This window comes from Pseudomonas gingeri (assembly GCF_013385635.1).
Lineage (GTDB): Bacteria > Pseudomonadota > Gammaproteobacteria > Pseudomonadales > Pseudomonadaceae > Aquipseudomonas > Aquipseudomonas gingeri_A.
The window spans coordinates 45,116-70,949 of sequence record NZ_JACAPR010000012.1; the positions used below are offsets into that span (position 1 = coordinate 45,116).

25 protein-coding genes and 1 pseudogene are annotated in these 25,834 nt (G+C 62.5%); 8 read left to right on the forward strand and 18 right to left on the reverse strand.

Annotated features, from left to right (window positions below; all coding sequences use genetic code 11):
* Positions 1 to 178 precede the first annotated feature (178 nt).
* Positions 179 to 745, forward strand: a complete 567-nt coding sequence (locus HX851_RS38940) for a hypothetical protein (RefSeq protein WP_177059013.1) — start codon at positions 179 to 181, stop codon at positions 743 to 745.
* 164 nt (positions 746 to 909) lie between these two features.
* On the opposite strand, the gene HX851_RS45470 is transcribed toward HX851_RS38940, so the two are convergent.
* From HX851_RS45470 to HX851_RS38950, 3 genes and pseudogenes are all read right to left on the reverse strand, one after another.
* A complete protein-coding gene (locus HX851_RS45470) occupies positions 910 to 1,482 on the reverse strand; it encodes a methyl-accepting chemotaxis protein (RefSeq protein WP_370590651.1) in 573 nt (190 codons plus the stop codon).
* Positions 1,459 to 2,229 (reverse strand): annotated as a pseudogene (locus HX851_RS45475) (PAS domain-containing protein); the annotation flags it as partial. The gene HX851_RS45470 and the pseudogene HX851_RS45475, both read right to left, overlap by 24 nt.
* Positions 2,230 to 2,405: 176 nt before the next feature.
* Complete coding sequence (locus HX851_RS38950) at positions 2,406 to 3,272, reverse strand: LysR family transcriptional regulator (protein WP_177059011.1); 867 nt, start codon at positions 3,270 to 3,272, stop codon at positions 2,406 to 2,408.
* A 108-nt stretch (positions 3,273 to 3,380) separates the two neighbouring features.
* Here HX851_RS38950 and gstA point away from each other — a divergent pair, with 108 nt between their 5' ends.
* Positions 3,381 to 3,989: a glutathione transferase GstA gene (gstA, locus tag HX851_RS38955; RefSeq protein WP_177065293.1), complete on the forward strand. Its 609-nt coding sequence runs from the start codon at positions 3,381 to 3,383 to the stop codon at positions 3,987 to 3,989.
* On the opposite strand, the gene HX851_RS38960 is transcribed toward gstA, so the two are convergent.
* The 9 genes from HX851_RS38960 to HX851_RS39000 all read right to left on the reverse strand — a co-directional run bounded on the left by HX851_RS38960 (position 3,979) and on the right by HX851_RS39000 (position 14,901).
* Complete coding sequence (locus tag HX851_RS38960) at positions 3,979 to 5,475, reverse strand: HAL/PAL/TAL family ammonia-lyase (protein ID WP_177065292.1); 1,497 nt, start codon at positions 5,473 to 5,475, stop codon at positions 3,979 to 3,981. The genes gstA and HX851_RS38960 overlap by 11 nt on opposite strands.
* Positions 5,472 to 6,476, reverse strand: a complete 1,005-nt coding sequence (locus HX851_RS38965) for an ornithine cyclodeaminase family protein (protein WP_177065290.1) — start codon at positions 6,474 to 6,476, stop codon at positions 5,472 to 5,474. The genes HX851_RS38960 and HX851_RS38965 overlap by 4 nt, the downstream gene beginning before the upstream one ends.
* Before the next feature lie 24 nt (positions 6,477 to 6,500).
* Positions 6,501 to 7,430, reverse strand: a complete 930-nt coding sequence (locus HX851_RS38970) for an aliphatic sulfonate ABC transporter substrate-binding protein (protein ID WP_177065289.1) — start codon at positions 7,428 to 7,430, stop codon at positions 6,501 to 6,503.
* On the reverse strand, positions 7,430 to 8,443 hold the full coding sequence (locus HX851_RS38975; RefSeq protein WP_177059005.1) for an ABC transporter substrate-binding protein: 1,014 nt from the start codon (positions 8,441 to 8,443) through the stop codon (positions 7,430 to 7,432). The genes HX851_RS38970 and HX851_RS38975 overlap by 1 nt, the downstream gene beginning before the upstream one ends.
* Positions 8,444 to 8,650: 207 nt before the next feature.
* On the reverse strand, positions 8,651 to 11,326 hold the full coding sequence (locus HX851_RS38980) for a TonB-dependent receptor plug domain-containing protein (RefSeq protein ID WP_256262759.1): 2,676 nt from the start codon (positions 11,324 to 11,326) through the stop codon (positions 8,651 to 8,653).
* 118 nt (positions 11,327 to 11,444) lie between these two features.
* Positions 11,445 to 12,404, reverse strand: coding sequence for a FecR domain-containing protein (locus tag HX851_RS38985; RefSeq protein WP_177059003.1), 960 nt, complete (start codon positions 12,402 to 12,404; stop codon positions 11,445 to 11,447).
* A gap of 1 nt (position 12,405) precedes the next feature.
* Positions 12,406 to 12,915, reverse strand: a complete 510-nt coding sequence (locus tag HX851_RS38990) for a sigma-70 family RNA polymerase sigma factor (RefSeq protein WP_177059002.1) — start codon at positions 12,913 to 12,915, stop codon at positions 12,406 to 12,408.
* A gap of 240 nt (positions 12,916 to 13,155) precedes the next feature.
* Positions 13,156 to 13,950: a phosphate/phosphite/phosphonate ABC transporter substrate-binding protein gene (locus HX851_RS38995; RefSeq protein WP_177059001.1), complete on the reverse strand. Its 795-nt coding sequence runs from the start codon at positions 13,948 to 13,950 to the stop codon at positions 13,156 to 13,158.
* Between the two features lie 9 nt (positions 13,951 to 13,959).
* Positions 13,960 to 14,901, reverse strand: a complete 942-nt coding sequence (locus HX851_RS39000; RefSeq protein ID WP_177059000.1) for a fatty acid desaturase — start codon at positions 14,899 to 14,901, stop codon at positions 13,960 to 13,962.
* Positions 14,902 to 15,243: 342 nt separating this feature from the next.
* On the opposite strand from HX851_RS39000, the gene HX851_RS39005 reads away from it, so the two are divergent.
* Positions 15,244 to 15,681 (forward strand): GNAT family N-acetyltransferase, encoded by a 438-nt coding sequence (locus HX851_RS39005; RefSeq protein WP_177065287.1) that lies wholly within the window; start codon positions 15,244 to 15,246, stop codon positions 15,679 to 15,681.
* Between the two features lie 59 nt (positions 15,682 to 15,740).
* Positions 15,741 to 16,574: a class I SAM-dependent methyltransferase gene (locus tag HX851_RS39010; RefSeq protein WP_177058997.1), complete on the forward strand. Its 834-nt coding sequence runs from the start codon at positions 15,741 to 15,743 to the stop codon at positions 16,572 to 16,574.
* Between the two features lie 3 nt (positions 16,575 to 16,577).
* Here the strand turns inward: HX851_RS39010 and def are convergent, their stop codons facing one another.
* From def to HX851_RS39025, 3 genes are all read right to left on the reverse strand, one after another.
* Entirely contained in the window at positions 16,578 to 17,117 is a 540-nt protein-coding gene (gene def, locus HX851_RS39015; protein ID WP_177058995.1) for a peptide deformylase, read from the reverse strand.
* A gap of 2 nt (positions 17,118 to 17,119) precedes the next feature.
* Positions 17,120 to 18,064 (reverse strand): YihY/virulence factor BrkB family protein, encoded by a 945-nt coding sequence (locus HX851_RS39020; protein WP_017126216.1) that lies wholly within the window; start codon positions 18,062 to 18,064, stop codon positions 17,120 to 17,122.
* Positions 18,065 to 18,254: 190 nt separating this feature from the next.
* Positions 18,255 to 18,443 (reverse strand): CsbD family protein, encoded by a 189-nt coding sequence (locus HX851_RS39025; RefSeq protein ID WP_177058993.1) that lies wholly within the window; start codon positions 18,441 to 18,443, stop codon positions 18,255 to 18,257.
* A gap of 201 nt (positions 18,444 to 18,644) precedes the next feature.
* Here HX851_RS39025 and HX851_RS39030 point away from each other — a divergent pair, with 201 nt between their 5' ends.
* A complete protein-coding gene (locus HX851_RS39030; RefSeq protein ID WP_177058991.1) occupies positions 18,645 to 19,025 on the forward strand; it encodes a hypothetical protein in 381 nt (126 codons plus the stop codon).
* Positions 19,026 to 19,187: 162 nt separating this feature from the next.
* Here HX851_RS39030 and fadD1 read toward each other — a convergent pair whose 3' ends face one another.
* Positions 19,188 to 20,885: a long-chain-fatty-acid--CoA ligase FadD1 gene (fadD1, locus tag HX851_RS39035; RefSeq protein WP_177058989.1), complete on the reverse strand. Its 1,698-nt coding sequence runs from the start codon at positions 20,883 to 20,885 to the stop codon at positions 19,188 to 19,190.
* A 394-nt stretch (positions 20,886 to 21,279) separates the two neighbouring features.
* Positions 21,280 to 22,968: a long-chain-fatty-acid--CoA ligase FadD2 gene (gene fadD2 / locus HX851_RS39040; protein WP_177058987.1), complete on the reverse strand. Its 1,689-nt coding sequence runs from the start codon at positions 22,966 to 22,968 to the stop codon at positions 21,280 to 21,282.
* A gap of 257 nt (positions 22,969 to 23,225) precedes the next feature.
* Here fadD2 and HX851_RS39045 point away from each other — a divergent pair, with 257 nt between their 5' ends.
* Together HX851_RS39045 and HX851_RS39050 are read left to right on the forward strand one after the other, a co-directional pair.
* Entirely contained in the window at positions 23,226 to 24,170 is a 945-nt protein-coding gene (locus tag HX851_RS39045; protein ID WP_177058985.1) for an alpha/beta hydrolase, read from the forward strand.
* Between the two features lie 59 nt (positions 24,171 to 24,229).
* Positions 24,230 to 24,700 (forward strand): MaoC family dehydratase, encoded by a 471-nt coding sequence (locus tag HX851_RS39050; protein WP_017126221.1) that lies wholly within the window; start codon positions 24,230 to 24,232, stop codon positions 24,698 to 24,700.
* Positions 24,701 to 24,925: 225 nt separating this feature from the next.
* On the opposite strand, the gene HX851_RS39055 is transcribed toward HX851_RS39050, so the two are convergent.
* The gene (locus HX851_RS39055) at positions 24,926 to 25,390 is read right to left on the reverse strand and encodes a PA2169 family four-helix-bundle protein (protein ID WP_177058983.1); all 465 of its coding nucleotides are present in this window, start codon (positions 25,388 to 25,390) and stop codon (positions 24,926 to 24,928) included.
* Between the two features lie 206 nt (positions 25,391 to 25,596).
* On the opposite strand from HX851_RS39055, the gene HX851_RS39060 reads away from it, so the two are divergent.
* On the forward strand, positions 25,597 to 25,833 hold the full coding sequence (locus HX851_RS39060) for a DUF3820 family protein (RefSeq protein ID WP_027619874.1): 237 nt from the start codon (positions 25,597 to 25,599) through the stop codon (positions 25,831 to 25,833).
* The last annotated feature ends 1 nt before the right edge of the window (position 25,834 follow it).

Below are 25,834 nucleotides of genomic sequence, written 5' to 3' on the forward strand. Positions count from 1 at the left end.
CGCAGTGCAAGTGAAATTTTCTCGTGCCGCAGCGGCAAGCCCGACGGCAAGGGTTTTCCGCTTGGCGGCCAGGGACTGCAGGTCTGTATCGGCCAGAGCACGGTAGACCAGGCTTTGTAGCAATCGGCATACAAATTGCTGGTAGTCGAGGGTATTCTCAAACCCAGGTGTTTATCCCATGTTGGTCAATGCCCGCAACCAGACTCATGCGATCCAGCCGTCGAACCGTTCCGACCTGGATCCGACCACCGCCGCCAATAACGCACTGTCCAGCGGTTTTGTGCAAAGCGCCCAGGCCGCCGCCGGCCTTACCTCGGCCCCAGCCGCCCAGAACGCGGCCAACAAGGCAGCCGATAAGGTAGCCGACAACGTCAATGCCGCGTTCGCCAAGACCCGCGTGCACCTACAGGCCAAGGTGCCGGATGTGGCCGCTGCCGCAACCATGACCGCCACCCCGCCGACCACCCGCACCGCGCCCACTGCCACCAGTAATGACAGTGACGCGATGAAGGACTTCAAGGACTACATGAGCAAATCGCCGGCCGAGCGCCTGCGCGAACAGATGCTCAAGGACCAGGGGCTGACCGAGGAAAGCTTCCAGGCCCTGCCGCCGGAACAGCAGCAGGCGATCAACAACAAGATTGCCGAACGCATCAAGGAACAGTTCAGCGCCCAGACCGACAAGAACAGCCCGAACCCGGTCGACAAGCAGACCTCCAGCGCTTTCCTGGCGACCAACAAGTAACAACGGGGCTTACCCCTCGATCGTTCCCACGCTCCGCGTGGGAATGCATCTCGTGACGCTCTGCGTCACAAAGGTGGACGCAGAGCGTCCTGGGCGGCATTCCCACGCAGAGCGTGGGAATGATCCGCACAGCCCTCTGACCGCCCCCCTTCCTCCGTGGGTACTCAGGGCAACTGCAACGTCGCGTTGATCTGGCTGATGGCATCCACCACATGCTTGGAGCCCTGCTGGATTTCCAGGATCGCCTCCCCCGCCTCGTTTGCCAGTTCCACGCCGCGCCCCGTTCGACTCAGGCTCGACTGCATGCTGCTCACCGCGCTGTGGGACAGTTCATGGTTCTTGCTGACCACCGCGACGATCTCCAGCGTCGCCTGGCTGGTACGCGCCGCCAGGCTGCGGACCTCGTCCGCCACCACGGCGAAACCGCGCCCGTGCTCGCCGGCTCGCGCCGCCTCGATCGCCGCATTGAGCGCCAGCAGGTTGGTCTGGTCGGCAATGCCGCGAATGGTCTGGACAATGGTGCCAATGATGTCCGACTGACGGTTCACCGCATCGATGCTTTCGGCGGCGTCGTTCAGGTTGCGGGAAATCTCCTGGATGATTTCCACCGTCTGCTGCACCACCTGGGAACCTTTCTGGGCACAGGCATCGTTCTGTACGGACGTGGTGTGCGCCGACTCGGCCGCCGATTGCAGGCTGGCCACCTGGGAGGTGATATCGCTGGCGAATTTCACCACCTTGTACAAGCGGCCCTTGGAATCGAAGATGGGGTTATAGGAGGCTTCCAGATAGACCGTGTGCCCGTGCTTGTCGACGCGCTCGAAACGCCGTGAATGGTATTCCCCGCGATTGAGCGACGCCCAGAAGGCCTTGTAGCCCTGGGATTCGCTCTCGCTGCGATGGCAGAACATGCTGTGATGCTGGTCCACGACCTCGTTGAGCGAGTAGTGCATGGTCTTGAGGAAATTCTCGTTGGCAGTGATCACCCGACCGTCCGGACTGAACTCGATCAACGCCATGGAACGCCCCAGCGCATTGACGATGCTCTGGTTCTCATGTTCGTAGTGAATGCGCTCGGTAATATCCGAGGCTACCTTGATCACACTCTGTACCTGCCGGTCGGCATTGATCACCGGCATGTAGCTGGCCTCCAGCCAGACTTCCCGGCCTTTCTTGTCGAGCCGCAGGAAAGTCCCGCTCAGCGCCTCGCCACGGGCCAGGTCGCGCCAGAAGCGGGCGTAGTCCTCGCTGTTGGCAAAGTCCTCCTCGCAAAAGATCCGATGATGTTTGCCGCGAATATCATCCGCCGAATAGCCCATGACTTTGCAGAAGTTTTCATTGGCATCGAGGATATGGCCATCGGGTGTGAACTCGATCATTGCCATGGAGCGACCAATCGCGGCCAACTTGGCATTAGCTTCGGACAGAGCGCAGGAAAAACGTTGTATTTCAAGCAGGTCGGACTTTCGATGAGAATCAAACATGGCTCAAATCCCTTTAGCACTGTCAAAGGACACTTGGGTTTAACAACGTCCTGCACGCTTATGATTGCATTCCTCATACAATCCTGCTCAAAAGCATAGACAGCCATTGGCCGGATGCAAGCCAGTCGCCAGTAGCCGCTACCTTTCAAGAGTACCGATACATTACAGAGTGCGATTTAATCCAGCATATCGAACAACGCCGCCACCGCAGCCGAGCGCGCCCCGGCGGCGGACGCCACCAATGCGAAACAACGCTCGACCGGTGTCTCCAGGCGCAGGATGCGCAGCCCCTTGCGCTCTTTCGGCAAGGTCAGTTCAGGCACCAGGCTCACCCCGAGATTCTCCCGCACCAGGGCAAAGGCGCTGTTCCACTCACGGACTTCAACCTGGATATCTTCGAGGCGCAGGCCGGTTTGCGCGGCAATGCTGCGCGCATTCACCGTGCAACCGCCGGTGGCCAGCACAAAGGGCTCGGCGACCAGTTCCGCCAGGCTGACACGACCTTCGACGCCACGGGCCGCCAGATGATGTTCAACGGAAACCACCGCGACCCAGCTGTCGCGACCCAACTCGCGAGCAGCCCGTCCCGGCTCCGGGTTGAGCACCACGCCGACATCCACCAGTTCGTTGGCGAGCATGCTCTCGACCTCATGATCACTGACCTCCAGCGCGACCAGTTCGATACCGGGATGGCGCTGGCGAAAGCGCCGCAGCAGCGGCGGTAGCAGCGTACTCAGGACCATGGGGAAACTCGCCAGGCGGATGGTGCCGCTGGACAGCCCCTTGGCCGTGTCGATCTGCTGGCGAATTTTCTGCAGCGAACCGAGCATCAGTCGCGCCTCTTCCAACACCTGCAGGCCGACAGCCGTCGGCACGGCCTGGCGCGCCTCACGCACAAACAGTTGCGCGCCCAGCCCTTCCTCCATCGCCGCCAGCGCCTGGCTGGCCGCCGACTGGGTCATGCCGACCTGCTCGGCGGCACGACTGATGGTGCCGGTATCGAGGACCGCCACCAACAGGCGCCAGTGCATCAGGTTCATCATGCCAGTAGCTGCCCTTATGGCTTGTTTATGAAGTATTAATTATACCGGGCGCCAGGGCCAGTACGAGAATACCGGCACACAACCCTGTTTCTCCTGGAGTCCGCCCTGATGAAGTTGTACTACGCCCCTGAAACCTGCTCGCTGTCGCCCCATATCGTGCTACGCGAGCTCGACCTGCCGTTCGAACTGGTCCGGGTCGACAATCGCAGCAAGCGCACCGAACACGGTGACGACTTCCTCGCCATCAATCCCAAGGGTTATGTCGCGGCATTGCAGTTGGATAACGGTCAGGTGCTGACCGAAGGCGGTGCCATCGTGCAATTCCTCGCCGACCTCAAGCCCGACGCCGGGCTGGCGCCGGCCAATGGCAGTTGGCAGCGGGTGCGCTTGCAGGAGTGGCTGAACTTCCTCGGCAGCGAGGTGCACGGGACCATGGGCCCGCTGTTCAATCCGGCGATCCCGGACGAGGTCAAGACGATCTTCCGTACACGCCTGTTCCAGCGCTTTGCCCTGATGGAGAACACCTTGGCACGGCGGGACTATCTGCTCGATGACGGTTTCAGCGTGGCGGACATCTACCTGTTTACCGTGATGCGCTGGAACCGCTTCTTCGGCATCGACCTGGAGCCCTGGCCGGCGCTGGGCCGCTTCATGGCCCGGATCGGTGCGCGGCCCTCGGTGAAGGCCGCGCTGGCGGTTGAACTGGCTACCCAATGATCTCCGGCCAGCCGCGCGTCTCGATCAACGCCAACAGCGCCTGCACGTCCCAAGCCCCCGGCCGATCCTGATCCAGCCGCGGCACCTGGCTGCGCACCGCCTGGTAGATCGAGGCAGTGCCTTGCCCCAGGTGCAGTGCTCCACGCAAATCAACCGCCTGGGCAGCGGCAATCAATTCGATCGCCGCCTGGGTCTGGAGCAACCGGGTCAGCTCGCGGGTTTTCTCGATCACCGCCAGGGCCTGGCCGGCGTAGTCTTCCACCCGGTCGGCCACCGGAACGCACACCGCGGGCATCGGATTGGCCAGATGGCCGATCTGCGCCACCAGGGCCGCCGAGGTCCGTTGCAACGCCGCCAGGCCGACATGCCCCGGCGTATCGATGAGGAAGCGCGGCAGTTCGCTGGAACCTGGCGACAGCAGCTTGGCCAGGCGCTCCGCGGAACACACCGCCAGCCGGCTGAACGCCAACCCCAAGCCCTCGCTCGCCAACGCCAGGTGCGTGCTGTCGAAGTTGGCATTGGCCAGCACCTGTCCTTCTTCGACAATCAACGCCGGGTTGTCGGCGCCGCTCGCCAACTCCATCGACAGTGTCTCGCGCAGTTGCTCCCAGGCGTGCCGGGCGGCGCCCTGGACCACGCTGCCACAACGAAAGCTCAAGGGGTCCTGCAAACGTCTCGCGGATGGCGACTGCTCCAGTTCGCCGCCCTTGACCAGCGCCAGCAACGCGGCGGATTGCCGAGCGTGCCCACTGGCCGGATGCAGTTGCGCGGCCCACGGCTGGAACGGGCTGAGGTTGGCCCGAAAACCTTCACAGGACAGCGCCAGCGCCGCCAGCAGCGAGTCCAGCGCCCGGTCCGCTTGCGCCAGCAGCAAGGCCCCGAGGCCGACACTCGCGGCATTGGCCGAGACCAGCGCCAGGCCGTCCTTGCCGGACAGTCGCGGTGTCGGCAAACCACCGCGCGCCAGGGCTTGTGCCGCCGGCAAACGCTGCCCCTGCCAGTTCACCCACCCTTCGCCCAGCAGGCCCAGGCTCAAGTGCGCCAGCGGCGCAAGGTCGCTTTCGCCCAGCGAGCCGGTCAAGGGAATCTCCGGGCAGATATCGGCATTGAGCAGCGCCAGCAAGGCATCCGCCGTCACCAGGGAAATCCCCGAACGCCCCTGAGCCAATCCGGCCAGCCGGGCACAGGCAATCGCTCGCACCTCCTCACGACTGGCCAGGCGCCCGACACCGACCGCGCGCCCCAGGGGAATACGCTGCTGCACCGACGGATCGTCCGCCAGCAGACGGATATCCACCGCCGCCCCGAGGCCCGTGGTGACGCCATAAATCGCCTCCCCGGCCTCGGCGCGGGCCAGCAGCAAGCCGTGGGCCGCAGCGATCCGTTGCCGTGCCTGGGCACTGAACCGCAACGGTGCCCCGTCCCGCGCAACCCGCAACAACGCCTCCGGGGACAGCCCCTGGCCGTCGAGTTCGACGGCCGTCATGCGAAGCGCAGCCGCTGGCCGATCCCCAGGCGCGCGGCCTTGCGCAACAAGGCGTGGCCCAGGGCGATATCACTCAGGCTCAAGCCGCGATGCCAGAACAGAATGCGCTCCTCGGGATTCTGCCGACCGCTCTTCAAGCCGGCGACGATCTGCCCCAGTTCGGCATGCAGGGTCTGCTCGCTGAGCTTGCCCGCTTCCACATGGGCACGTAGCGAGCCGAACATCCCGCCTTTGCATTGGCCCCAATCGTCGACCACCAGCTTGCCCATGATATCGGTCAGCGACAGTTCCACCGCGCTCATGGTGCCGTAAGGCACGACAAAGGCCCCAGGCTTGATCCACTCGGTACGCAGCAACGGCTGCGGCTGGTCCAGGCGCGAGGCCTCGACCACGATATCGGCGCCGCGCACCGTGCTCTCCCAGTCACGGGTCACGGTGACCGGCTTGCCCAGGTCACGACGCAGCTTCTCGGCGAAGGCCTCGCGGCTTTCCTCGCGGCGCGAATGCACGCGGATTTCGTCGAAGTCGAACAGGTGATCGAGCAGCCGTACGTTCCAGTAGGCGGTGCCCCGCGCACCGATATGCCCGAGGACCTTGCTGTCGGGTCGGGCCAGGTACTTGGCGCCGATGGCCGTCACCGCGCCGGTGCGCATATCGGTGATCGCCGAGGCGTCGAGAATCGCCTTCGGTAGGCCGGTGGCCGGGTCCAGCAGGTTGAGAATCGCCAGTTCCGACGGCAATCCCTGGCGATAGTTGTCGACGAAATCGCCGACCACTTTGACCCCGGCATAGCCGATATCACCGCCCAGCACACCGCGCAGGACGTTGAAGTGGCCATTGATCCCGCCACCGGGAATCAGATGCGTGCGCGGCTCGATCACCGCTTCGCCGCGCCCCTGGATGGCCAGGCTGGCCTCGATGGCGGCGAGGATCTCGTCGTTGCCCAGGTCCAGGGCGGCGATATCCAGTCCGTTGAGAAAGTCGATATAAACAGGTTGCATGGAAGGTGGTTTCCTCTGCGTGGCTCAGTCGGCCTTGAAGACAATCTGCTGCACCTTGATCGCCTTGGGGATCAGGTGATTGGCAAAGAACAGATCGGCGGTGCGTTGCTGGGTGTCGATGGTGGCCTGGTCGATGGTCTGCAACGGCGCCCGCGATCGATGCTCGAAATAGCGCTCGACCACCGCCCGTTGCAGGCCAAGGGCCTGGGTCATCAGGTCGATGCTTTGCTGCGGCTGGTCGAAAGACAACTGCTGGGCCTGGCCGAGAGCCTTGAGCACCGGCGCGATGCTCTGCGGGTGCTGGCGAGCGAAGGCCCCGCTGGCGATATACAGCGTGCCGCTGGGATTGAGGGCCTGGCCGTCGCTGAGCAGACGCGCGCTGCCGTCCAGCAGTGCCGCCGAGTAGTAAGGGTCCCAGATCACCCAGGCATCGAGCTTGCCCTGCTCGAAGGCCGCCCGGGCATCCGCCGGTGACAGGTAGGCCAGGCTCACATCGCTCAGTTGCAGCCCTGCCTTGATCAGGCTCTTGAGAAACAGATTGTGTGCGCTGGAGCCCTTGAGCAGGGCCACACGCTTGCCCTTCAAGTCGGCCACGCTGTGCACCGTGCTGGCCGCCGGCACGATGATCGCGTCGGTCTTGCCGTTGGCCGGTTCGACACCGATATACAGCAGGTCGATACCGGCGACCTGGGCAAAGATCGGCGGGATATCACCGATATTGCCCACATCGACGCTACCGCCGTTGACGGCCTCGATCATTTGCGGCCCGCCGGGAAACTCGATCCATTGCACCTGTGTGCCAGGCAGCGCCTGCTCCAGCAGTTTGTGTTCGCGAGCCAGGACCATGCTCACCGAACTCTTCTGGTAACCGACCCGCAAGGTCGCGGGATCGCCGGCCTGGGCCAGGCCGGCGACCAGGCCGAGGATCGCTGACAGCCAGAGATGCCTGATCATCACAGGTTCGCCTTCACACGTTCGGCCACCGCGGCCGGTACCCACTGGCTCCAGACCTGCGGTTGCTCACGCAGGAAGGCTTGCGCCACCAGGCGCGGCTCCAGGCGCTTCTCGCTCATCTGAGCCAGGGTCCGGTTCAGCAGGTCGATGGGCAGGTCGACTTTCTCGAAGACCCCGACCAGTTCCGGGTATTGCTGCTTGAACGCGGCGGAAACACCGATCGCCAGGTGCGCCGGCATCGAACGGGTACCACGCGGGTGCGGGTTATTGGCATCGGCCAGGGTCTTCCAGGCTTCGGCGTCGAACGGCGGCTCTTCCAGTTTCACCAGGTTGAAACGGCCCAGCAGCGGGGTGGGCGACCAGTAGTAGAACAGCACCGGCTTGCCGCGTTTGACCGAGGAGCTGACTTCGGCGTCCAGTGCCGCGCCGGACCCGGTGCGGAAGTTGACAAAGCTGTCGGTCAGGCCATAGGCCTTGAGTTTCTGGCTGTTGACGATTTCCGAGGTCCAGCCGGTGGGGCTGTTGAGGAAACGGCCACGGGACGGATCTTCAGGATCGGCGAAGACATCCTTGTAGCGTGGCAGGTCGGCCACCGACTTGAGGTCCGGTGCCAGTGGCTTGATGCCGCGTGCCGGGTCGCCCTTGATCACGTATTCAGGAACCCACCAGCCTTCGGTGGCGCCCTTGACGGTATCGCCTAGGCCGAACACCTTGCCTTCGCTTTCGGCCTTGACCCAGGCGGGACTGCGGCCGGCCCATTCCTCACCGATCACCTGGATATCGTTCTTGGCCAGGGCGGCTTCCAGGCTCACAGTGCTGCCGGGCAAGGTATCGGTCGGGTAACCGTAGCCTTTCTCGACGATCAGCCGCAGGACCTCGGTGATCAGGCTGCCGCTTTCCCAGGTGATGTCACCGAAATGGATCGGTGCCGGCTTATCGGCGGCGGGCGCCTGTTGGGCCAACAGGCCCAGGGCCAGTAGCGAGCCGCCGAGCAGGGTCTTGATGGATGTCATGGTCACCTCGTGGTGGTTTGGTTTTCATGTTGGATCTTTGCGCTCCACAGGGATTTCCCCTTGGAACACACCTCCCCTGTAGGAGCCGGCTTGCCGGCGATAGCGGCCGCATGGGTGGCGCACGGCTCAGAGGCCACATCGCCGGCAAGCCGGCTCCTACAGGTTTTTTGCTCTGCCAGAGAGAGGTGTCCCTCCGGGATTCAGCCGTCAGAAGTCGTAACTCAACCGCGTGTAGTAGAAGGCCCCCTCCGGTGCGGCCGGCGACAGGTAGCTGTATTGCTGGCCCGGCGTCTGACGCAGTTGCTTGTTAAAGTCATCCGGCGTGCTGCTGAACAGGTTGTTGGCCCCGACCGACAGGCGCAATTGCTTGCTGAACGCGTAGTTGACGTCCAGGTCGGTGGTCCACTGGGCGGAGAAAGTCTGGTCGTACTGGGCATTGGCTTGCGAGGCCGCGTATTTGCGGTACTCGCCATAGCGGGTCTCGTTCAGGGCCACGGTCCACGGGCCGTAGCGATGGGTCGCACCGAACACCAGCTTGTCTTCCGGGTAGCCGTGTTCGAGGAAGCCGCGTGCCTCGCGGGTCAGCACATCGAAGCCGTAGGGGTTGGAATTGATGCGCTCGATGATGGTCTTGGCCTTGGTGTAGCCCGCGGTCAGGGTCAGGCCGCCGTACTGCTGCAGGTCGAGGTTGTACTTGCCGACGATGTCCACGCCGCGGGTGCGGGTGTCGGCGGCGTTGGTCATGAATTGCGCCCAGGTGTACTGGCCATAACCGGCGGCCTGGAGAATCTGCTCGGCCCGCGGCCCGGAAATGCCACCGCTGTAGAGCAGGCGATCACGAATGCTGATCTGGTAGGCATCGATAGTCAGCGAAGCCTGGTCGGTCGGCCGCAGCACCAGGCCCAGGGAGAAGTTGGTCGACTTTTCCGGTTTCAATGGTTGTGCGCCCAGGGCCCGGGCAGCCGGGTTGTCGGCCGGAAGCATACGGGTCAGCACCGGGTTACCGTTGATATCGACGTTGGTCGTGGTGGTCCACGAGGTGCCGATCTGACCCAGGGTCGGCGCCCGGTAGGCGTTGTTGACGGTGGCGCGCAGACCGACCTGCGGCGTGAAGTCATACCGCGCCGAGACCTTGCCGGTGGTGGCCGAACCGAAGTCCGAGTAGTGCTCGGTACGTCCGGCGAGGCCGAACTGGAACTTGTCGGTCAGCTGGTTTTCCAGGCCGAAATACACCCCGCCGACATTGCGTGTATAGGTCCCGGCATCGTCCGGGGTCAGGCCCGAAGCCTGCACCGCGCCGACCTGGACCCCGTTGATCCCGCCGAACGAATAGGAGTCGGCATCCCCCGCTTCGAGGCGATAACGTTCATTGCGATAGGCGATGCCGGCGGAGACCGTCAGCGGATGCTTCGACCAGTCGACATCCAGGTCCTTGGCGTAATCCAGGCTCAGGTTGGTCTGTTCATTGATCAGCGTCGCCACGTCGAACTTGGTCGGGCTGTTCGCACCGAAGCTCGGGTTGACCGTGTTGTAGGCCAGTTCGTCGTGGGTATCGCGACCGTAGGTGGCGCTCAGGTCGAAGCGGCCCAGGCTCGCGTCCTCGTAACGGCTGCCGACGGTGAGCGCGCCGTCTTCATAGCGATAGCGGTATTTGGGAATAGTGCCGTTGGGGTAGATCGCCGCCACGTTGTTCGGGTTGCCCGCCAGCAGTGGCGGCGTGTTGTTGACCGAGGTGTCCTGGCCAAAGGTGGCGAAGCTGTAGAGGCGCCACTGATCGCTCAGGCCGACCTCGGCATTCGCCACCAGATTGTATTTGTTGCGCCCGGCACCGCCCCAGCGCGGATCCTGCTCGCGGCCATCGGCAATGTACTTGTCGCCGATATCGTCGGGACGGTTGTTCAGGCTGTTGAAGCTCAGGGTCAGGAAGCCGTCCCCCGGCAAGCCGATGCCATACCAGCCGTCGGCGGTCTTGCTGAAGCCGTCGCCCTGGGAGTACTTGCCCAGTTGGGTATTGAGCTGGCCGCCAGTGTCGCGCTCCTTGAGCACAATGTTCACCACCCCGGCCACCGCGTCGGAACCGTACTGTGCCGAGGCACCGTCACGCAGCACCTCGACATGGTCGATGGCACTGAGGGGAATCATGTCCAGGTCCACCGGCTGGGCGCCAATGAACGGCACGCCACCGGAGATGTTCACCACCGCCGAGGCATGCCGGCGCTTGCCGTTGATCAGTACCAGTGTCTGGTCCGGCGCCAGGCCGCGCAGCGAGGCGCCCTTGGGGTTCTGCCCACGGGTCGCGCTCTGGTTCTGTGGATAGTTGAACGACGGCAGCAGTTGGAACAGGGCCTGGTTGAGGCTGGTGGCGCCGGTCTGCTTCAGTTCTTCGCTGGTGAGCACATCCACCGGCGCGGCGCTGGTCAACGCGGTGGCATCGTTGCGCCGGGTGCCGAGGGCGATGACCCGATCGAGGGTCGGCGCGGCGGCCTCGCTGGTGCGTGTCTTGGCATTGGTTTGGACATTGGATTGCGCGCTGACCTGGGTCGGCCTGGCGCCCTCCTGGATGATGAACGCCCCGTCCGGGCTGACCTGCAGTTGCAGGCCAGTGCCGCGCAGCGCTTCGCTGACCGCCTGTTGGGCCGACAGGGAACCGTCGACCTGTGCCGAGGAGTAGTTGCTCAACTGCGGCGTGAAGGAAATCACCTGGCCGCTTTGCCGGCTGATGCTCAGCAGCACCTCGTCCAGCGGGCCCGAGGCGATGTGATAGACCTGCCGGGCATCTTCCGCGGCATAGGCGCCAGTGGCGAACAGCAGGCTGGCCAGTGGAGCGAAGGCCAGGGCCCGAAGCGGATGACGCGAAAATGTTGTGGTGTTGGACGAACGCAAAATGACTCCCCCCATGGAATCGAACAACGCTGCTCCCTCGGCAGCGCTTACGGGAGTGATGTGCAGTGACCGGCGAAAAACTTGCAGACCCTTTGGTTATGGTCTTAGAACCAACCCGCTACGCCGGGCTCAAGGTCACCCACAAGTCGGTATGCCGGGCGACACGGATCGGCAGCGTGCGGGCCAGGGTGTCGAGAATCTGCTCTGGCCGATCAAGCCGGAACAGCCCGCTGACCCGCAACGAGGCAATCGCCGGATCAAGGCGCAAGACACCCGGACGCCAGGGACGCAGGGCCTCGACCACCTCACCGAGGGTGCCGTCGCGCACTTCCAGCAGGCCGTCGACCCAGGCCGTGGCACTGCCGTGACTGAGCCGGATCGGGCCGAATCGATAGCGGTCATAGGAGACTTCATGGCCGGCCGGCAATTGCAGGCGTTCGCCGGTCGGACCGACGATTTCCACGGCACCGCCCAGGGCCACGACATGGCCCTGGCCATCCCGCTCGCGAACCAGCAGATGATCGCCATAGGCATGTACCCGGGCCTGGGGCGCCTGCACGACAAAGGGCCGCGCGGTATCCCTGGCGACTCTCGCCAACAGCTCGCCATCGAGCAAACGCACCTGCCGCCGCCGGGGGTCGAAGTCAATATCGGCGGCGCTCCTGGCATTGAGTTGCAACTCGCTGCCATCGGGCAATTCGAGGCTGCGGCGCTCGGCGGTGCCGGTACGCAGGTCGGCGGTCAGTTCGGCCAGGGAGGTGCCGGCATCGCCCAACAACAGGCCGGCACCGAGCATCACGCCGACACCGAGCAAGGCCCCCTGCAGTAACTTGCGACGACTGGCCGGAGCGCTCAGCGCCCGCTGCAGCAGTTCGCCGCTGATGCCCTGGTCGATGGGAGTCCGGAACACTCCGAGACGGTTTTCCAACTGGTTGCACAGTTGCTCATGGCGCGGATCCTGATTGCGCCACTGCTGGTAGGCACGCCGGTCGGCGTCGCTGGCCTGGCCGGAACGCAGCCGGACGATCCAGCGCGCAGCCTCTTCGATCAGCGGGTCCGGGTCCTGTTCGCGACTCATCTCAGTCCAGCCTCGCACGCAGGCAACGGCTGATCGCCCGGGTCATGTAGTCGCTGACCGAACGCTGGGAGATACCCAACTCGACCGAGATCTCGGGATAGGTCAGGCCATTGACCTGGGACAGCAGGAAAGTCGCCTTGACCTTGTCCGGCAGACCGCTGAGCAGACGGTCGATGGTCTCCAGCGCTTCGAGCATCTGGGCCAGGTCCTCCGGCGAGGGTACCTGCGCGTCATCCTCCTGTTGCAGGGCGTCGAGGTAGGCACGTTCCAGGTCGCGACGGCGCCAGAGCTGGTACATCAATCGTTGCGCAATGGTGGTCAACAGCGCGCGGGGCTGGCGAATCGGCAGGCTGTCCGCGGCCATCAGCAGTTGCACGAAGGTGTCGGCGGCGATGTCTTCGGCGCTGGCGCTGGAATCGAGATGGCGGCGCAAACGGGCGCAGAGCCAATCGTAATGCGTGCGGAATAACCCGCCCACGTAATCGCTGTGAGGTGTGTCGGCGCCGGACATGATGGCTCCAGATCAAGAGAGTTGCGCTGTATGTCCGGTGTTCCGGTGGCAGGATGCTACCAACACGGCTTATTCTTTAATAATACTTAAAAGGTATTTTTATATAACCAAAAACATAAATTACAACCTGTAGGAGCCGGCTTGCCGGCGATGGCGATCCGCGGCTCGACATCGTTGTCGCCTGACAGACCGCTATCGCCGGCAAGCCGGCTCCTACAGGGGTGGAGGTAGTGAAAGGGGTTATGCGCCCAGCCGGGCCAGGCCCAGCGCGGCCGCTTCATCCCGATAATCGAGGAGAATCCGGTAATCCGCCTCGCTGGCCGGCAGCACCTCGGCCAGCCCCAGTACCTCGGCCACTTCAGGCAGTTCGCGCAGGGCCTGGTTCATCGCCTCGCGCAGCCGACCGCGCTGCGCTTCGTCCAGGCCAGCCGGCCCGATATACGGCAGGCACGGACTTGGCGCACTGCGTGCCACCACCCGCAGCCCGGCCACTTCCTCGGGGGCGAACCGCGCCAGGTAGGCGAAGGTCACGCTGTCCACCGCCGCCAGGTCGGCCAGATCCTCGCGCAACCAGCGCAGGCTTTCGCGGTGAGCGCCGCTGTAGTCGACGCTGGCGAAGAAGCGGCCGCCACGCTGCAGCGGTGCCAGGCGCTGGCGCAGCAGGTTCATGCCACTGTTGGAGCCTTCATCATTGAGCACGCCGCGACTGTCGCGAAAGTCCTCCAGGGTCGTGCGCGGATTGTCCTCGCGGGTCAACAGCAGGCTGCAATGGTTGCCCGCGCTGGCGTCCGGCAGTTCATAGCGTGGCCGGCCGATCACCGTGACCTGGCCGCGCAACAGGGTCATCAGCGGGTAGCCGCAGGTCTGCGTCAGCAGCAACTGCGGGGACAACCAGAGCTGCATCAGGTCCAGGTCCTCGGCCGGGCGACGGCTGACAGCGAGCGTGTCGAGAATCCGCCCCAGCCATTGTTCGTTGGCCTGCTGCACGGCTTGCGGGGCCACGTACATGAGCAATTCGGCGTAACGGGCGGTCATGGCGACTCCTCAGGAGAACGGGTGTTGGGGGCTATCGATGGCTTTCATGGCATGGCGCCGCAGCAGCTCGCCGTAGCCTTTTACTAGAAAGCCACCGCTGCGCGCCAGCCACTGTTCACGGCGCGCGCGGTAGACCCGGGGCAGGAAGTACCAGGGCAGTTTCGGCAGGTCGTGGTGCATCAGGTGCAGGTTGTTGTTGAGGAACAGCCAGCTCAAGGGCCAGCCGGCCTCGTTGATCACCGTGCGCTGCTCGGGTTCGGCGTGGGGACGATGTTCGTAGTAGGAACGCAGCATGGCCACCGACAGTGCCGGGATACTGACCAGCAGCAGGTAATGCCATACCGGGATGATGCTGTGGCGGGCGACGAACACCAGCATCAGCACGGTCAGCGTGCCGTGGGTCAGCCACATCAGCCAGGCCCGGAGCTCACCTCGACGCAAGCGCCCGCTCTCTTCCCGTACCAGGGTGAACAAGGCCAGCGGCGCCCCCACCAGCAAGCGGCCGAAGACCGTCTTGTTCAACCGGTGCAGGGCTTTTTCAAAGAGGGAACAGCGCTGCCAGTCCTGCTGTCGCAGATAGCGGCTCTCGGGGTCGATGCCGGGCAGGGTCAGGTCTTCGTCGCGGTGATGGATCAGGTGGCTGTCACGATACAGGGTATAGGGATACCAGACGGCAAACGGCGCGTAGCCCAATAGCTTGTTCACCCCGTCAAGGCGCGTCGGGTGACCGTGCAGCAATTCGTGCTGCACCGACAGCCACAACGCCACCAGCAGGATCAATAACAGTGTGCTCGGCCACAGCCCCAGGTGATGACTGCCAAGGACAACCGCGAACCAGCCGCCATACACGGCGATCAGCAACAGCCAGGTCGGCCATTCGGTACGACCGGTAAAGGTGCGGGACAGGGAAAGGATTTCTTCACGGTGAACAGGGTCGAGGTAATTGGGCATCGATCGGCTTCGCACAGGACAGGCCGAGGGACAAACCTCGGCTTTATCCCCTGATGTGCATTGGCGACGCAAAATCTTGCAGATCGATTGGTTATCAGCTTAGAACCAACTTGGCGCTCAAGAACCCTTGAAGCTCAGTGACCGAATACGTTGGCCTTCTTGACCTTCTTCTCCGCGCGTTTCTCGTCGGCGGTCTTGGCCGGTTTCTTCTTCGCGGCTTTCTTTGAATCCATGCCTTTGCTCATGATGTGCACTCCGTCAGGATTTAGATTCAGGTATACACCTATCCGCTGGCGCCGGCTGTTTTATAATCGACCCCCGCCTTGTCCGTTGCCCGATCCCATGCCGACCGCTGACTACGCCCTGCTCCCGGAGCCGCTGCGACCGTTGCTGAACAAGTTCTATAGCGCCCACAACTCGTCGATGCGTTCAGCCGGCGATGGCCAATTGTGGGTCGCGCGGTGCGACGGGATCATCGCCGGGCTGTGCCTCACCGCGGTCGCCGAAGGTTTCTGGCTGACCGGCCTGCTGGTGGATCCGTGCTGGCGAGGCCGGGGCATCGCCAGCGCATTGATCGCCCGGGCGCGGCGCGAGGCCGAGGGTCCGGTCTGGCTGTTCTGTCATCCGGACTTGCAAGGCTTCTATGCACGCCAGGGTTTCAGTCCCGCGCGAACACTCCCGCAATCCCTGGCGGACCGTCTGGCGCGCTACTCGCGCAGCAAGCCGCTGGTGGCCCTGGGCATAGAACCGTTGGTTAGCTCGACTGCGAAAAATGTGTGATCGACCGCCCGGGGCTGCGTGATAGCCTCGATGGTCCACCCGTTCCTGCCAGGATGATCATGAACCGCACCCTCGTGGCTTTATCCTTCACCGCCCTGCTCGCTCCCGCCCTCGCCCAGGCCGCCATCCCCGCGACCATCAGCGACGGGCAATACGCCAAGGTCCTCGCCGGCAACTGGCGCGCCCCGGAAAACAGCGTGCGCGACGTCTATCGCCACCCGCGACAGACCTTGCAGTTCTTCGGCTTGCAGGCCAACCAGACGGTGATCGAAATCACGCCGGGCGGCGGTTGGTACAGCGAAGTGCTGGCGCCATTGCTCAAGGATCACGGGCAGTACATCGCCGCCGTGCAGGCCACCGCCACCAGCGATTACGCCAAGCGCTCGGCCGACGGCCTGAAGCAGAAATTCGCCAAGGACCCGACACACTACGCCAAGGCTGCCGTGGTCGAGTTCGATCCCCAGGCGCCGGTGCTGGGCAAGCCGGATTCGGCCGATCGGGTGCTGACCTTCCGCAACGTACACAACTGGGTCATGGCCGATGACGCGCCAGCAATGTTCTCGGCGTTCTTCAAGGTACTCAAGCCCGGCGGCGTGCTGGGCGTGGTGGATCATCGGGCCAAGGACGGTGCAGACCTGGAGAGCATCAGGCAAAGCGGCTACCTGCCCACCACCTACGTGGTGAAACTGGCCACCGATGCCGGGTTCGTGCTGGAGGGACAGAGTGAAATCAACGCCAATCCGAAGGACACCAAGGACTATGCCGGCGGCGTCTGGACCCTGCCGCCGTCGTTGCGCCTGGGCGAACAGGACAAGGCCAGGTACCTGGCCATTGGCGAGTCTGACCGCCTGACCCTGCGCTTCGTCAAGCCCGGCAAGGTGGCGGCCCGCTAGGGGTCAGTCGTCGGCGGTCGGGTCGAGGTCGGGGAACAGCACTTCGGTAAAACCGAACTTGCGCAAGTCACTGATCCGCGACGGATACAGGCGACCGATCAGGTGATCGCATTCGTGCTGCACGACCCGCGCATGGAAACCTTCGGCGACCCGCACCAGCGGCTCGCCCTTGGGCGTGAAGCCTTCGTAGCGAATGCGCGTATAACGATCCACCGCGCCGCGCAGCCCCGGTACCGACAGGCAGCCTTCCCAGCCCTCTTCCAGCTCCGGCCCCAGGGGGGTGATCAGCGGGTTGATCAGGATCGTCTGGGGCACCGCCTCGGCGTCCGGATAACGTTCGCTGTGCTCGAAACCGAAGATCACCAGTTGCAGGTCGACACCGATCTGCGGCGCGGCCAGGCCGACCCCGCCGACATGCTCCATGGTCTGGAACATGTCGTCGATCAGTTGCCAGAGCTCGGCGGTATCGAACATCTCCGGGGGAACCGGCGGGGCGATGCGCAGCAGGCGCTCGTCGCCCATTTTCAGGATTTCACGGATCATGATCAGGTTTCGTCAGTAGTCGGTTTCAGGGAGTGGTCGCGCCCCAGTCCGGAGACGGGCATCTTGTCGTGGTGTTCGTGGAAGTCCTTCTCGCCGGGATTCTTGCCTTCCGACGACATGTGTTCGATCACCGCATTCATTTCCGCGCCCAGCAGCAGCACCGCCGCGGAAATATAGAAGTACAGCAGGAGCACGATGATCGCACCGATACTGCCATACATCGCATTGTAATCGGCGAAGGTTTTCACGTAATAACCAAAGCCCAGCGAAGCCACGATCCACACCACCACCGCCAGCACCGATCCGGGGGTGATGAACACGAATTTCTGCTTCACGTCCGGCATCACGTAGTACATCAGGGCCACGGCGAACATCAGCAACAGCACGATCACCGGCCAGCGCAGGATGGTCCAGAGGGTAACCACGAAGTCTTCCATGCCGATCTGCCCGGCCAGCCAGCTCATCACCTGCGGTCCGAGGACCATCAGCGCAGCCGCGGCCAGCAACATGCCAGCGATGCCCACGGTGTAGAAGATCGACAGCGGAAAGCGCTTCCAGATCGGCCTCGCCTCGACCACATCGTAGGCAGCGTTCATCGCGCTCATCATCAGCCGCACACCGGCCGAGGCGGTCCACAGGGCGATGACGATACCCACCGAGAGCAGGCCGCCCTTGGATTGCTGCAACTGGTCGATCACCGGGTTGACCTGGTCCAGCGCCTGGGGCGGCAGCACCAGCTCCGACTGCATGCGCAGCCAGGTGAAGAAGTCCGGCAGATGCAGGAAACCGATCAGGGCTATCAGGAACAGCAGGAAGGGGAACAGCGAAAACAGCATCTGGTAGGCCAGTGCCGAGGCATAGGTCGACATTTCGTCGTCGACGAACTCCTGCACCGTGCGTATCAGCACACGGTGCAAGGGAAGACCACGCAAGTCCGGAAAAATCATAGCGTCTCCTTTCGCCGCAATCATGGGGGCCAGGTCAGCAGGCGACTCAAGGGCAGGTTTCTTGTTCACGGTAGTGCAGTGCCACGGTAGCGCAGTTGGCAAGCGCTAAACAATTTCTCTGTCTTGTTCGCCCATCCGCTATACAAGAACGGCCATCCTGGGATGGCCGTTCGTTCGATCGCAACGCGGTCTATTTATCGACCGCCTTCTTGATCGCCTCCTTGGTCTTGCCCACCGCTTTCTGCGCGTCGCCCTTCATTTCCTGGGCCTTGCCTTCGGTGCGCAGCCGGTTGTTGTCGGTGGCTTTGCCGACAGCCTGCTTGACGTTACCAACCGCTTGATTCGCTGTGCCTTTGATCTTATCGCCAGTGCTGCTCATGGTCGTTCTCCATCAGTTAAGTGCGGGGCGTCAGTGTCCCGACATAAAGGTTGACCCGAGGCTTTTGTGCGGAGTTTCAATTATTTTCGACCGGTTGTTCATCACAGACAGCAGGTTTGCCTTTATGTTTGCCCGCCGACCCATGAGAATAGCCGCCAGATTCAGGCTCAGGCGCTGAAGATCGATAACGGTAGGAAAGTGATGAAACTCGATAAAAAGCAGGCGATTGCCCGCAGGAACCAGGAACTGGGCGGCGCGGTGCTCGGCCTGAACAACTGCCATTTCACCGAATTGAACCGCAACCGCAATATCTGGTGGTTCGATATTCCCCTGGCACGCCTGGCGATCGGCCAGTACGAATGGGTGCACCTGCTATTGCATACCCCGGCCACCGGCGAATTGCTGCACCTGAAGGTGCCGACGGTGTTCCTGCGTGAACGGATGGAAGGCCTGGTGGTGCGCAATGCCGGCAAGCGCAAGCCGGAGCTGAGCCTGGAACTGAGCGCCGACAAGGACTCGTTCCTCAAGGATGTGCGCCCGACGGGTGCCGGGGTAGGTTTCGCGCAGTTCCAGCAACCCTGAAGCCTCCAGGAGATGGCCTGTGTAGGAGCTGGCTTGCCAGCGATGAGGCCCGCAAGCCTTGCACTGATTATTCGGACGTCATCGCCGGCAAGCCGACTCCTACAGGGATACGCCTGAAATGACAAAGCCCCGCATCGGCGGGGCTTTGTCATTTCTGCAGCATCAGGCGATTTTCTTCAGGCCCAGCTTCTTCAGTTCCTCGTCACGCAACTCGCGGCGCAGGATCTTGCCGACGTTGGTGGTCGGCAGTGCATCGCGGAACTCCACGGACTTCGGCACCTTGTAGCCGGTCACGTTGGCGCGCATATGCTCCATCACCTGATCCTTGGTCAGGGTCACGCCCGGCCTGGCGACGATGAAGATCTTGATCACTTCACCCGACTTCTCGTCCGGCACGCCGATGGCCGCGCATTGCAGCACGCCCGGCAGAGCCGCCAGCACGTCTTCCAGCTCGTTCGGATAGACGTTGAAACCGGACACCAGGATCATGTCCTTCTTGCGGTCGACGATGCGCATGTAGCCGTCGGGCTGGATGATCGCGATGTCGCCGGTCTTCAGCCAGCCTTCGCTGTCGAGGATCTCGTCGGTGGCATCCTGGCGCTGCCAATAGCCCTTCATCACCTGCGGGCCCTTGATGCACAGCTCGCCGATCTCGCCCAGCGCCTGCTCGACGCCTTCGTCGTTGATCACCTTGCACAGGGTCGACGGCACCGGAATGCCGATGGTCCCGGGCTGGATCTTCTGGCTCGGGTTCACCGAGGCCACCGGGCTGGTTTCGGTCATGCCGTAACCTTCGCAGATGGAGCAGCCGGTCACTGCCTTCCAACGCTCGGACGCCGCCAGTTGCAGGGCCATGCCCCCCGACAGGGTGACCTTGAGCGCGGAGAAGTCCAGCTTGCGGAACGTCTCGTTGTTGCACAGGGCGACGAACAGGGTGTTGAGGCCGACAAAGGCGCTGAACTTCCACTTCGACAGTTCCTTGACCATCGCCGACAGGTCGCGCGGGTTGCTGATCAGGATGTTGTGGTTGCCGATCAGCATCATCGCCATGCAATGAAAGGTGAAGGCATAGATGTGGTACAGCGGTAGCGGGGTGATGACGATCTCGCAGCCTTCATTGAGGTCCGAGCCCATCAGTGCCTTGCACTGCAGCATGTTCGCCACCAGGTTGCGGTGGGTCAGCATCGCGCCCTTGGCCACGCCGGTGGTGCCGCCGGTGTATTGCAGCACCGCGACGTCACTGCTGGCCGGATTGGCTTCCTTGACCGGCTGGCCGAGGCCCTTGCCCAGCACGTCGTTGAACTTGACAGCCTTGGGCAGGTGATAGGCCGGCACCATCTTCTTCACGTACTTGATGACACTGTTGATCAGCACGCGCTTGAGCGGTGGCAGCAGATCGGCCACTTCGGTGACGATCACATGCCGCACGCCGGTCTTGGGCACCACCGCTTCGGCCAGGTGCGCCATGTTCGCCAGGCACACCAGGGCCTTGGCGCCGGAGTCATTGAATTGGTGTTCCATTTCCCGCGCGGTGTACAGCGGGTTGGTGTTGACCACGATCAGCCCGGCGCGAATGGCACCGAACACGGCAATCGGGTATTGCAGCAGGTTGGGCAACTGCACGGCGATCCGATCGCCCGGTTGCAGGTCCGTATGCTGTTGCAGGTAGGCGGCGAAAGCACCGGACAACTCGTACAACTCACCATAAGTGAGTGTCTTGCCGAGGTTGCTAAAGGCCGGTTTGCTGGCGAATCGTTGGCAAGACTGTTTCAATACCGTCTGAACATTCGGGTACTCATCGGGATTGATGTCGGCAGCAATCCCAGCTGGGTACTTATCCTTCCAAAAGTCTTCGATCATGGAAGCCCACTCCTCAGCAACGCGAATTCAGCACCGCATTTAATGCGATTATTATTTGTCTGTGTTTTTTATTGGGTGAATCTGGCTTTAACTTACGCCGAGAAGTCACAAAGCGCGCCGAGAGTAGCAGCTTTGCCAAGGGTCGCCTAGAGCCAAAGATGGGCTCCACGGTCATAAACTTGACTCAAGAAACTGCAATAGTCATTTTTAGAGTAAAGATTCTATTGCGCTGGATTTCGCTCTGGCCGGGGTGTTTCAGCCTCCTTTAAAAGCTTCGCGGGCAAGCCCGGCTCCTACAGTTTCGCGTCGTATCGTTATTTCGAGTACGACTCTAGTCCGTAGGAGCCGGGCTTGCCCGCGAAGAGGCCCTCACTGACACAACATCGATTGCGGCCTAGGCGTTATCACGCAACTCCCGCCGCAGGATCTTGCCCACCGGCGTCATCGGCAACGAATCACGCAGCACGATATGCTTGGGCACTTTATAGCCGGTGAAGTTTTCCTTGCAGTAGGCCTTCAGTTCTTCAACGCTGACCCCCGCCTCCCGCGCCACCACGAACAACTTCACCGCCTCGCCCGAACGCTCGTCCGGGACGCCGATCACCGCGCAGTTGGCGACTTTCGGGTGGGCCATCACCACATCTTCGATTTCATTCGGGTACACATTGAAACCGGAGACGATGATCATGTCTTTCTTGCGATCGACAATACGGACAAAACCATCCGGGTCGATCACCGCGATATCGCCGGTCTTGAACCAACCCTCGGCATCCAGTACTTCAGCCGTCGCCTCCGGTTGCTGCCAGTAGCCCTTCATCACCTGCGGGCCCTTGATGCACAACTCGCCACGCTCGCCCAACGGCTGCTCGACGCCGTTGTCATCGGCGACCTTCAGGCTGGTGCCGGGTACCGGGATGCCGACCGAGCCCAGGCGGCCCTTGTCGCCATAGGGGTTGGTGCAGGCAATCGGCGAAGTCTCGGTCAGGCCGTAGCCCTCGGTGATGCGACAGCCCGTGGCTTTCTCCCAGCGTTCGGCGGTGGCCTTGACCAACGCGGTGCCGCCGGAGTTGGTGAGCTTCAGGCTGGAGAAATCCAGGGTCTTGAAGTCCGGGTGTTCCATCAACGCCACGAACAAGGTGTTGAGCCCCAGCAGCGCGGAAAAGCGCCACTTTTTCAGCTCCTTGATAAAGCCGCCGATATCCCGCGGATTGCTGATCAGCACGTTGTGGTTGCCGGTGACCATCATGCACATGCAATTCGCGGTGAAGGCATAGATGTGGTACAGCGGCAGCGGCGCGACCATCACTTCCTGGCCTTCCTTGAGCAGCGGTTGACCGTCGGGCCCCGGCTGCGACAGACAGGCCCGCGCCTGCTGCATGTTCGCCACCAGGTTGCCATGTGTGAGCATCGCGCCCTTGGCCAGGCCCGTGGTGCCGCCGGTGTATTGCAGCACCGCGAGGTCATCGAGGCTGACCTTGAGCGGCTGGATGCTCTGGCCGCGGCCCAGGTGCAAGGCACTCTTGAACGAGATCGCCTGGGGAAGCCGATAAGGCGGTACCAGCTTCTTCACCTTGTCGACCACCAGGTTGGTGAGCCAGCCCTTGGCCGGTGCCATCAGATCGCCCATCTTCGCCTCGATCAGGAACTCGATGCGGGTATCGGGCAGCACTTCCTCGACCCGCGCGCCGAACAGGTTCAGGTAGACCAGCGCCCGGGCCCCGGAGTCCTTGAACTGGTGGCGCATCTCGCGAACGGTGTACAGCGGGTTGGTGTTGACCACGATCAACCCGGCGCGCATGGCGCCGAACACGGCAATCGGGTAGTGCAGGACGTTGGGCAACTGGACGGCGATGCGGTCGCCGGGTTGCAGGTCGGTATTGGCTTGCAGGTAACCGGCAAAGGCTGCGCTGTAGCGTTCCAGTTCGGCGTAGGTCAGGGTCACGCCCATATTGCTGAAGGCCGGACGGTCGGCGAATTTCTTGCAGGAGCGCTCGAATACCTCGACCACGGATTTGTAGGCGCCCGCCTCGATATCCAGGGGCACGCCGGCGGGGCGCTTGTCGTTCCAGAAATCAGCTTGCATTGTTCTTGTCCTCTTGCCTGAGCCTCTCCGGGGCCGCGTTCTCATACAGCAAAAAAGCGGTGCTTAGCGGACGTTAGCAGCAATGTGGAATCAGGCAAATATGGCGGACACAGTCATTAACATCATGAATCTTGCTGCCAATGCGCAGCATGACCTGCTTCCTTGACGAGGATGCGCTATACAATGGATCGACTCCGCATGCCATCCCGTGCCCTGTCTCGCCTCGTGCCCGTCTCTTCTTGAGCAAAGGAACCGCCATGATCCACGACACTTTCTGGCTGACCGTGAGTGACCACAGCCGCCTTTATGTCAATCGCTGGTTGCCGGAGGGCGAGCCGAAGGCAGTGGTCCTGCTGTCCCATGGCATGGCCGAGCACAGTGGCCGTTACGCCCGCCTGGCCGCGGCACTGTGCGAGGCCGGATACGGGCTCTACGCCCACGATCAGCGCGGGCACGGCAAGACCGCCGAAAACGGCGTGCTCGGGCATTTCGCCGACCGCGACGGCTGGTGCGTGGTGGTCAGTGATCTGGCGAGCCTCAACCAGCGCATCGGCGAAGAGCAGCCGGGCAAGCCGATCATCCTGCTCGGCCACAGCATGGGCAGCTACATTGCCCAGGCCTATCTGCTGCACCACAGCGCCAGCCTGCAAGGGGCGATCCTCAGCGGTTCGAACTTCCAGCCCGTGGCGCTGTACCGCGCCGCCGCCGCGATTGCCCGCGGTGAACGCTGGCGCCAGGGCGCCACGGGGCGTAGTGCCTTGATCGACTGGCTGTCATTCGGCTCGTTCAACAAGGCCTTCAAGCCTACCCGTACGGCCTTCGACTGGCTGAGCCGCGACCCGGAGGAAGTCGACAAGTACGTCAACGACCCGCTTTGCGGTTTCCGCTGCACCAACCAGTTGTGGATCGATCTGCTGGGTGGCCTGCAACAGATCAGCAAAGCCAGGAACCTGACGCAGATCGACCCCGGCCTGCCGCTGCTGGTCATGGGCGGCGAACGCGATCCGGTCAGTGAAGGCAAGCGCCTCAAACATCTCGCCGATGCCTTGCGCGAAGCCGGTAGCCAAAACCTGCAATTGAGCGTCTACCCACAGGCGCGGCACGAACTTTTCAATGAGACCAATCGCGATGAAGTGACCGCCGATGTGCTGCAATGGCTGGAGCAGACCCTCGCGCACCGTCGACCAGCGCGTTCAGAATGATTATTTTCCTTTAAAATCAATTAGTTGATTTTAATAAACTTTCACAGGACAGGTATCAGATGACCCAGGTGACCAATACGCCGTACGAAGCCCTCGAAGTCGGCCAGACCGCCAGCTACAGCAAGACCGTGGAAGAACGCGACATCCAGTTGTTCGCCGCGATGTCCGGTGACCACAACCCGGTACACCTGGATGCCGAATTCGCCGCCGCGAGCATGTTCAAGGAACGCATTGCCCACGGCATGTTCAGCGGCGCGCTGATCAGTGCCGCGGTGGCCTGCGAGCTGCCTGGACCGGGCACCATCTACCTGGGCCAGCAGATGAGCTTCCAGAAACCGGTGAAGATCGGCGACACCCTGACCGTGCGCCTGGAAATCCTCGAGAAACTGCCGAAGTTTCGTGTGCGCATCGCCACCCGCGTGTTCAACCAGCGCGATGAGCTGGTGGTGGACGGCGAGGCGGAAATCCTCGCCCCTCGCAAGCAGCAGACCGTGACCCTGACCAGCCCGCCGCCGATCACCATTGGCTGATCACGACAAAAACTGTGGGAGCCGGCTTGCTGGCGATGAGAACCTTGAGGCTTGTAGCGCTCGTGAAGCCCTCTTCGCTGGCAAGCCAGCTCCCACAGGGGAGTGGAGGCAGCTGCGACAGTTGTATCGAAACGCCGATCCCTGTGGGAGCGGGCTTGCCCGCGAAGAGGGCCTTGAGGCTCGCCTTCCCTGGCAAGCCAGCCCCACAGGAGCAATAGCGGCGACTTAACTGGCGCGAGCGATATTACGCAGCGCCTTGACCTGATCATGATTGCGCAGCACGCCCTGGTACTGACGATCCACCAGGTCACGCAAGCCCAGCATGTTGTGCTTGGCGAGTTTCTCCAGCGCCTCGCGATAAGCCTTCTTGGCATGGTCCTCACCGCGCTCGGCCTCGTTGAGCACAGCCTCCTCGCCCTTGCCGGTGAACAGCGCCTTCACGTCCACCCAGCGACGGTGCAGATCACCGGAGACACTGGTGGACGTTTCCGGATCGCCGCCCAGCTTGCGTACTTCGGCCTGCAATTCCGTGGCCGCCGCCTGGCACTCGCTCGAACGTTTGACGAACAGCGCCTTGAGCTCGGGGTTCTTGATATCTTCGGCACAGGTCTTGAAGCCTTCCTGGCCATCCTTGCTGACTTCAATCAGATGATTGAGAACCGAAATGGCTTCTTTATTCAAGTTGGTCATGACTCAATTCCTTCTGGTGGTGGAAGTTAGCTATACCGTTGCAGTCACCATGCCAGCCCTCATCTTATGATTTTTATTATATTTTTCAGTAGGTTATAAAAATCCTAAAAATCTGTATCGCCGTTATTTGCATGATCTGTCAATTGGCCTGCATGCAGAATGCCTGTATTTTTCCAGTCGCTTGAACACCTGAGGCAAGGTCCCGAATGAACCCCGAAAAGCTCGAACTGCTGGTCACCCGCGAAATGCCCTTCGGCAAATACAAGGGGCGGATCATCGCCGACCTGCCCGGCCCGTACCTCAACTGGTTCGCCCGCGAAGGCTTTCCCCATGGTGAACTCGGCGGCCTGCTGGCGTTGATGCAGGAGATCGACCACAACGGTCTGTCCGACCTGCTCGACCCGCTGCGTGCCAAGCACGGCAAACCCAAACCCCGCCACTGAC